The 6,307-nt window shown below is 46.4% G+C and carries 5 protein-coding genes and 1 tRNA gene; 4 read left to right on the top strand and 2 right to left on the bottom strand.

Annotated elements, in window-relative coordinates; genetic code table 11:
- Positions 1–799: 799 nt before the first annotated feature.
- On the top strand, positions 800–1,153 hold the full coding sequence (locus ACW8F6_RS16210) for a type II toxin-antitoxin system RelE/ParE family toxin (RefSeq protein WP_491576923.1): 354 nt from the start codon (positions 800–802) through the stop codon (positions 1,151–1,153).
- Positions 1,154–1,169: 16 nt separating this feature from the next.
- On the top strand, positions 1,170–1,469 hold the full coding sequence (locus tag ACW8F6_RS16205) for a helix-turn-helix domain-containing protein (protein WP_491576922.1): 300 nt from the start codon (positions 1,170–1,172) through the stop codon (positions 1,467–1,469).
- A gap of 257 nt (positions 1,470–1,726) precedes the next feature.
- Here ACW8F6_RS16205 and ACW8F6_RS16200 read toward each other — a convergent pair whose 3' ends face one another.
- Entirely contained in the window at positions 1,727–3,007 is a 1,281-nt protein-coding gene (locus ACW8F6_RS16200) for a hypothetical protein (protein WP_491576921.1), read from the bottom strand.
- A gap of 655 nt (positions 3,008–3,662) precedes the next feature.
- Positions 3,663–3,749, bottom strand: a tRNA-Leu gene (locus tag ACW8F6_RS16195).
- Positions 3,750–3,985: 236 nt separating this feature from the next.
- On the opposite strand from ACW8F6_RS16195, the gene queA reads away from it, so the two are divergent.
- Both queA and tgt read left to right on the top strand, forming a co-directional pair.
- Positions 3,986–5,047, top strand: coding sequence for a tRNA preQ1(34) S-adenosylmethionine ribosyltransferase-isomerase QueA (gene queA / locus ACW8F6_RS16190; protein ID WP_491576920.1), 1,062 nt, complete (start codon positions 3,986–3,988; stop codon positions 5,045–5,047).
- An 11-nt stretch (positions 5,048–5,058) separates the two neighbouring features.
- A complete protein-coding gene (gene tgt / locus ACW8F6_RS16185; protein WP_491576924.1) occupies positions 5,059–6,198 on the top strand; it encodes a tRNA guanosine(34) transglycosylase Tgt in 1,140 nt (379 codons plus the stop codon).
- Positions 6,199–6,307: the final 109 nt, after the last annotated feature.

Raw genomic sequence — 6,307 nt, 5'->3', positions numbered from 1 at the left:
ATAAGTGCTGTCCCAAAAGCTCCATTCAATGAGAGAGGTCTTTATTTGGCAAGGGCAGGGCCGGATTAATGGTAATAGCCTAGGGGCTATTGCCACCCCTGCGGGGCTTCGCTGGCGCTCGTTCAAACTGTTGCACAGTTTGTCGAACCGGGGTGCCTGCACTCGCCGACCTCTGGTACCAACAAAAAAGCCCCGTCCAATTGGACGAGGCTTTCGTGTTGGTACCAGAGGCCGGACTCGAACCGGCACGCTTTTAAGGGCGGTGGATTTTGAATCCGTAAAATAGGTGCACGTTCCGCCATGTTTCGCCATAGTTCGCGGCTTTTAGCTTATATTCGTGCACGTTTACCCTTGTAGTTACACCTTTGCGTTGACATTTTGTTGACACGATATGGGAGCTAGAAGGCTGGTTTCAAATGCTAATGTTTTTGATTTTGAAATGATCTAATCGTCATTCGGCAATGTGATAAACATTTAACTTTTTCTGGACACCTAGTTGCGGCTACTTGGTATGAAATCAGTGGCCGTTACAATAGAGCTACTGTCTTCCTGGTCGACGTCCAGTGTTACCTTGGAGTACCGCTAATTACCATAAAGGCTACTACCTATCAGTGCATGTCCGATTAGGCCTGGTTGTATGGCTAATTTGGCGTGACATTTTCCCTTTTATCCCCAATTTGCCCACAGCTTACCCTTGTAATCACTTAATAAAAGAGCTATATTTGCCTTATGAAATATACAGTTGACTGCATATTCATCTAGAGCTATAATTTGGTCATGTTTTGATCGGAGAGTCTAGATGTCAGTGAATGTTCAGTTAACGGAAGAGTTTGATGTTTGGTTTCATAGCCTGCCTAAACCGCACAGTGTGAAAGTTTTAAAGGTTTTGAATTTGTTGGCGATTAAGGGGGTTCAGCTTGGTTTCCCTCACTCGTCAAGCATCGAGCAGTCCTCGATGGGGTTGCGTGAGTTACGAGTTTCTACTAAAGAAGGGCCTATTCGTGTGCTGTACGCTTATGGGCCAGACAGAAATCCACTTTGCTTATTAGGTGGGTATAAAGGCGGTAACAGCCGCTGGTACGCAGTGAACGTACCAATTGCCGAAGGTCGTTTTAAGGCTTATCTAGAGTCTTATGCGGCAGAGGTTACATAATGGGAATGAGGTGGTTATGAAAACAATTTCGCTAAGCGAACTTGAGGCTAAGACTGATCCGGCTATTGTGGCTCAGGCCAAAAAAGAAGCTCTTCAAGAGCTTGTTGTGATGTCTCTTGCAGATATTCGCCAAAAATTAGATATCACACAAAAGGAGCTGGAGGAGATTCTTCAGATTACGCAGGCTTCGATATCGCGATTGGAGAAGCGCGATGATATGTTGATTTCATCTGTTTCTAAGTATGTCGAAGCGATGGGTGGCGAGCTTTCTGTGGTTGCCCATTTTCCCACAATGGATGTTCGTTTGCCTCTTTAACTTAAGACTTTAATATCTGATCAAACATAAAAAAAGCGCCGTTAGGCGCTTTTTTTTCCTGGATTGTTTCAATTTAGTTAAATTTTAAATCGTAGCCGTCCCTCGATAGTAACTTAAGCGCTCGTCCTTTTTGTTCCATAAAAGTAATTTTATTGATTATCTGAGATACTTTGACATGTAAGGTAGGCGTTTTTAGGGGGTAGTATTTCATCATAAGGGCGATGTATAGTTTAGCACTTGATTTTTTAAGAATATTTTCAGTTGTATACTGCAAGTTCTTCAGGGTCTTCCTTGCTCAGAAGTATTAACTCCTCCCTTATAAGTCTATTCACTAACAATTTTAAATTGGAATAGAGTCTATAGTCAGAGCTAGACAGATTATTATGTCCGATATGTACGATTTTACTTCTAACTCTGTAAATCTCTTTGAATTCATCTGATATTAGCTTTCTTTCTGTTGTGCTTTTTCCAAGAAAATAGGAAATACGGTTTCTTATTAGTTCACCGATACCTAAATTGTCAGACTTATCTTTGTCTCCGTATAAAATTTCTATAGCTGTAGTGAGTTGAATATAGGATAAGAGGTGATTGGTCGTTGCTGTGCTATCAAATACCCAGGTTGCGGCATGTCTTAGTGCATCGCTCGATGAATTCGAATTATAAGCACTCTTAACCAATGAAATTTTTTGAAAATATATATCATTTTCTTCTTTCGAAAATATCCCCGGTTTCGATTTCTTATAATAAATTGTTTTAACGCCATTAATTATCTCTCTATCCATATCTTCGCTAAAGATAGGGGTTGAATGTGTGTCGTCTATTCTGTAGATGCTTTGAGTGAATTGTACGTCGTTGTAGTCTTGATATGGGGATGAGGCAATAATATTTGTGGCCAGCATTAGGCCTAGTATCTCTTTAATTTTGGAGTCGGAAAGATTGTCTGTATTCGATTTCATCAGTTTATGATGGTAACCTTCTACAGATATATCTATGGTCGTTTTTAGTGTTGGTCCACGAAGTCTTTCTAAGCCTAATGTTTTGTTAACTCTATTGCCGAAATTGTTGCTTCGGTTGCTTGAAAGGTTTTGATGGATGATAATATTTTCGGATAATTCTATTTTTGAGTTTTTTTCTAGATTTGGAATTAATTCGTCTAGTTCGTATTTGTATACGTATCTGTTAGGTAGTCTTTCAAGTTTTTCTATTATTTTTTTTGCTGCCTCATTTGTGTTGGTAAAAGCTGGGATGTCTAATATATTTACTGTTTGATTGTTGTCTTCAGAGTTCTTCCAGTATTCTGATAAGGAAGCTTCGATAATTTCGTTCTTAATAAAATCTGTTAGAGGGTTTTCTGAAATCCAAGATTTTAATTTTTCGAAAAGTTTTTTGTCGTTTGAAATTGATTTATCAATGTTTTCTAGTAGATCGTAGGCTAATTTATTCATGTGAAACCCAGCTGTTACATTGATTTCATTTAGCATGCTGGCCACTTGTTGGATTAGCTTTTCTTTTTTTGCAGGATGTAATAGGCCGTCCATTTTTTTTCTCTTTATATGTCCCGTTAGAAAATATTAATCCTAATTGGGTATTTGTTGCCAGGTGTTTCTACTGTAATCCGCTTAATTTTAGTTTTGCTATCACCGTTAGTGTTCAGATTCCTAGTTAAAAATTGTAATCATAGCAGCTTGTCGTATCTGTAGTAGGGCGAAGCTACACAGGCAATCTTCGCCAGTTTCCTTTGAGTCTTGAGTGAATCGCCTCAGTAGTATTGCTTATCCTAAGGGGTCTTAATGTTGCAATAAATCGGGCCTATTGTCTTAGCCTAGGCCCAGACAAGACCCTTTCTCAGTGGAGGCTTTTGCTAGTGACAATTAATTCAGCGCAAGATCGGAATTAGGCGTCTCATTTATAGAGAGGGGTGTCTTTTATGGAGCAATTTCATCGCATTTGTAGAGTGTGGCTTCGTTCTTTTTGTGCCCCACAACGATGGAGTTGCGGCGATAGCAATTCGCGTTGACACATCGTTGACACTTTGGTTCTTAGCTGTATTTTTTTTGTGCAGAACGTTTGAAAAAAAGCCGATTTTTTGAGGTTTTTTTGCACATTTTAGAGGGGGGTGGATTAAAATCCACATATGAAAAAGCCGACGCAAGGTCGGCTAAGTCATTGATTTATCTATAGATAAATTTTATTTGGTACCAGAGGCCGGACTCGAACCGGCACGCTTTTAAGGGCGGTGGATTTTGAATCCACTGTGTCTACCAATTTCACCACTCTGGCATAAAACTGTGGGTGTTTAAGGCGCACTGCTTTAAAAGCCATAATTCGCGCGTTAATAACACCGGCTGCGGCCTGTGCCGTAGCGAGTGCGTGATTATAGCGGCGACTTTCTGGCCGTCAACTGATTTTCGCCCGAGTTGTGTGAAAGAATCGCTGGCGCGGGAATTGGCGCGGCGAGGCTTTTGCTATACCCTTGCCGTCCTTTTTTCAAAACTGATCAGATATTGACCATCGCCATGCGCAGGCAAGATTTTAACTACCAACTTCCCGATGAGCTTATCGCTCGCAATCCGATGCCAGAACGTACTGGCAGCCGGCTCCTGAGCCTTAATGGCGCAACCGGTGCATTGTCCCACGGTCAGTTTGCCGAATTGCTGCACGCAGTTGAGCCAGGCGACCTGATGGTGTTTAACGACACTCGGGTCATTCCGGCCCGCGTATTTGGTAAAAAAGCGTCGGGGGGGCAGGTTGAAGTGCTGGTTGAGCGGGTCGTTGACCGCTTTAATGTGAAGGCGCACGTGAAAGCCAGCAAGTCGCCTAAGCCGGGGTCGCTCTTGGTGCTGGAAGATGGGTCAACTGTCCATGTCGAGGGGCGCGAAGACGCACTGTTTTTGCTGCGATTCGAGTCGCCGGCACTGGAGTTGCTGGAAACGATTGGCCATATGCCATTGCCGCCCTACATCGACAGGGCCGATGCGGCCGCCGATCGCGAGCGCTACCAAACCGTCTACAGCAAAAAAGCCGGCGCTGTGGCGGCCCCCACGGCGGGCCTGCATTTTGACGAGCGGCTACTCAAGGCGCTGGCAGATAAAGGCGTACAGTTGGCCTTTGTGACCTTGCATGTGGGTGCGGGTACTTTTCAGCCGGTGCGGGTGGACAATGTATTAGAACACAAGATGCACAGCGAGGTTATGGAGGTGACGCCCGAGGTGTGCGAACTGGTTCGGGCTACCAAGGCGGCCGGTAAGCGCGTGATCGCCGTGGGCACCACCTCTGTTCGCTGCCTGGAAACCGCCTCGCAAAGCGGCGAAATTCAGCCCTATCAGGGCGAAACGCAGATTTTTATTTACCCCAGCTACCGCTATAAAGTGGTGGACGCCCTGGTCACCAATTTTCACTTGCCCGAGTCCACACTGTTGATGCTGGTGTCGGCATTTGCGGGCTATCGGCACACCATGGATGCCTACCGCGAGGCGGTGGCAGAGCGCTACCGCTTTTTCAGCTATGGCGATGCCATGTTTATTACTCACAACCCGCTGGCTCACGAAGAGCATGTGGGCGATCAACCCGGAGTTTAACCGTGTCTTTTATGCAGTTTGAGGTGGATACCACCGATGGCCGGGCCCGCCGCGGGCGCCTGCGTTTTCCGCGTGGCGTGGTGGAAACGCCCGCATTTATGCCCGTGGGAACCTACGGCACCGTAAAGGGCATGTTGCCTCGCGATATTGAAGCCACGGGGGCACAGATCATCTTGGGCAATACCTTTCACCTGATGTTGCGCCCGGGCACAGAAGTGGTCAAGGCGCACGGTGATCTGCACGACTTTATTCAGTGGCAGGGACCCATCTTGACGGACTCTGGCGGTTTCCAAGTGTTTAGCCTGGGTAAAATGCGCAAAATCACGGAGCAGGGTGTTACCTTTAAATCGCCTATTAATGGCAGCCCGGTGGAGCTGAACCCCGAAATCGCCATGCAGGTGCAGCGCGACCTGGGGTCAGATGTCGTGATGATTTTTGTCGAGTGCACGCCATACCCTGCCACGGAGCAGCAAGCGAGTACGTCAATGGCCTTAAGTCTGCGTTGGGCTAAACGGTCTAAAGAGGCGCACGGAGACAACCCGGCGGCATTGTTTGGCATTGTACAGGGCGGCATGTACGAAGACCTGCGCTCTGAATCGCTGCAGGGATTGATGGATATCGGCTTTGATGGTTACGCAATTGGTGGCTTGTCGGTCGGCGAGCCCAAAGAGGATATGGTGCGCATTCTTAATCACATCGTGCCCGAAATGCCCGCCGACAAGCCGCGCTACTTGATGGGCGTGGGCAAGCCAGAAGACTTGGTAGAGGGGGTGCGCCGCGGTGTGGACATGTTCGATTGCGTTATGCCGACGCGCAATGCGCGCAACGGTCACCTGTTCACGACCACCGGGGTCATCAAAATTCGCAATGCCAGTCACCGCCACGACACCAGCCCGCTGGATGCCGCCTGCGATTGTTATACCTGTCAGAATTTCAGCCGCGCTTATTTGCACCACCTAGATAAATGCAATGAAATTCTGGGGGCGCAATTGAATACCATTCACAATTTGCGCTTTTACCAGCGAGTGATGGCCGAGCTGCGCGAAGCCATTGACGAGGGCCGCTTAGAGGCCTATGTGGCCGACTTCTACGGACGTCAGGGCAAGCCTGTGCCGCCAGGACCCGATCAAGCGGTTGTTGCGTCACGTTAAGCGGGTATAATCGCGAGCCTTGTAATCGGGAGCTTGTGCCCTCATTTTGACAGGAAGAATAAGAAAGTGCCTGTGCACTCCTTGGTCAAAATTTGCACAATTCAAAATA

This window comes from Simiduia sp., assembly GCF_058345725.1.
This window is presented reverse-complemented; position numbering and strand designations above follow the sequence as displayed.

Bases quoted from the DNA above. Each gene is read 5' to 3' on its own strand.
- ACW8F6_RS16205 (WP_491576922.1), top strand. From the start codon at position 1,170: ATGAAAACAATTTCGCTAAGCGAACTTGAGGCTAAGACTGATCCGGCT.
- ACW8F6_RS16210 (WP_491576923.1), top strand. From the start codon at position 800: ATGTCAGTGAATGTTCAGTTAACGGAAGAGTTTGATGTTTGGTTTCAT.
- ACW8F6_RS16200 (WP_491576921.1), bottom strand. From the start codon at position 3,007: ATGGACGGCCTATTACATCCTGCAAAAAAAGAAAAGCTAATCCAACAA.
- tgt (WP_491576924.1), top strand. From the start codon at position 5,059: ATGCAGTTTGAGGTGGATACCACCGATGGCCGGGCCCGCCGCGGGCGC.
- queA (WP_491576920.1), top strand. From the start codon at position 3,986: ATGCGCAGGCAAGATTTTAACTACCAACTTCCCGATGAGCTTATCGCT.